The 2072-nt window shown below is 51.9% G+C and carries 1 protein-coding gene; it reads left to right on the top strand.

Going from position 1 to position 2072, the window contains the following annotated elements:
* Positions 1–2072: beta strand repeat-containing protein (locus NO991_RS20510; RefSeq protein ID WP_371352349.1), on the top strand; the 2072-nt coding region annotated here is incomplete at both ends.

Genomic DNA, 2072 nt, shown 5'->3' with positions numbered 1-2072 from the left:
AACTACACAGTCAGTGCCAGTATCAGTGATGCAGCAGGTAATAACAGCAGTGCCAGTGACAGTGGTGAAGTCGACACCATTCCACCGGAGCTTGCTTTTGTGCCGACCTTCTTACTGGGTCAACTGGTGACCTTAAGTGGTACATCAGATTTACCCGCCGGTAGCACAGTGACCATCACCCAAACCTTATTAGGCGGTGGCAGTGTGACATATACGGCAACCACCGATGCCAATGGTGATTGGTCGCTGACAGGGTTAACCGTGCCGTTAGCGAACCTAGCGTCGATAACAGCCAGTGCATCGGATGCTGCAGGCAATGTACGTACTATCAGTTCAAGTGACTTTGATGGTACACCACCGACACTCACCGTTAATGTGGATGCAATAGGAAATGACAATACACCGCTCATCAGTGGTACCAGTGATGCAGGTGAAGGTGCACAAGTGACCGTGGTCGTCACCGATGCCAATGGTGATAGCAGCACCCTGACAGCGACAGTGGATGCCAGCGGTAATTGGTCAGTGAGTCCAACAACGGTCTTAGCTGATGGTCAATTTACTGTTGACGCCAGTGTGCGTGATGGGGTGGGTAACCTTACAGAAGAAACGGTGACTGGGGTCATTGATACCATTGCACCAAGCTTAACCTTAACGGGCGTTGGGGCGGGCAGTGATGTGACGCCTGAGTTCACAGGACGCAGTAATGAAATTGGTGGCACGGTGACGGTAACGGTGACAGATAATGATGGCACCGTACAAACACTGACCGCAACCGTTGACAGTAGCGGTGATTGGCGCGTGGAAGTACCAAATGGACTCGCCGAAGGTGGCTACACTGTATCAGCAACAATTAGTGATGAAGCGGGTAACCCAACGACGGTCAATGCCACAGGCTCTATCGATACCACAACCCCAGTGGTGGTGGTTAACGACACTGGCTTGGGTAATGACAGCACGCCACTTATTACGGGCACCTCTACTGAGCCAGCAGGAACGGTAGTGAGCTTATCTATTGTGGATAGCAACAGCGATACACATACCGTCACAGCCACAGTGCAAGCGGATGGGTCGTGGCAAGCCACAGCACCGAGCTTGCCTGATGGCGCTTATACAGTGACAGCAACGATTGTTGATGCGGCAGGCAACGTTGGCACCGATACAGGCAGTGGCAGCATCGATACCTTGCCACCGAGCTTAGCGATAGACAGCTTGGGTACCATCAACGACGATACCCCAACAATCAGTGGGACCAGCAATGAGCCGGCGGGCAGTGTGGTTAACTTAAGTGTTTCAGACGGCACAAACACCTATACCTTTACAGCCACGGTACTGGGAGATGGCACATGGTCAGCAGATGTACCAAGCCCATTAAACAATGGCAGCATCAGCATTGATGCCAGTATCACCGATGCTGCGGGGAATGAAACAACCGCCAATGACACCGCGGTGCTGGATACCACCGCACCAAGTATCACGATTAATGTCATTGGCGAAACCAATGATACGACACCGACGATTAACGGCACCAGTGATGCGGTCAATGGTAGCGTAGTGACTGTGGTAATTGATGATGGTATCAACCCAGCAGAAACATTAACCACCACGGTTAATGGCGGAACATGGACAGTCACAGCAAGCAGCGCTTTGGCTGAAGGCGACTTTACAGTCACCGCAACCGTGACAGAAAACGGCATTGATGGAACGGCCACACGAACAGGTATCATTGATACCACCATGCCAGCGATTGATATAAATGCATTAGACGTCACCAATGACACCACGCCAACAGTTAGTGGCACAGCCAGTGCCCCGCAAGGCAGTACAGTCACTGTGGTCTTTACCGATGCAAACAACAACAGCCACACAGTCACTACCGTGATGCAAAGCAATGGCACTTGGTCAGTGGCGGCGAGCACATTGTTAGCAGAAGGAGAATACACGGTTACGGCGACGGTCAGTGATCAAGCAGGTAACCCAGCAACAGCCAGTGCCACGGGTGAAATCGACATTACCGCACCGACGATTAGCCTTGATACCTTGGCCGATAGTAATGATGTGACACCGCTCATCAG

Source organism: Pseudoalteromonas sp. DY56-GL22 (assembly GCF_041414715.1).
GTDB classification, from domain to species: domain Bacteria; phylum Pseudomonadota; class Gammaproteobacteria; order Enterobacterales; family Alteromonadaceae; genus Pseudoalteromonas; species Pseudoalteromonas simplex.
Note: the sequence above shows the minus strand (reverse complement) of the source record. Positions and strands in the feature narration are given on the sequence as shown.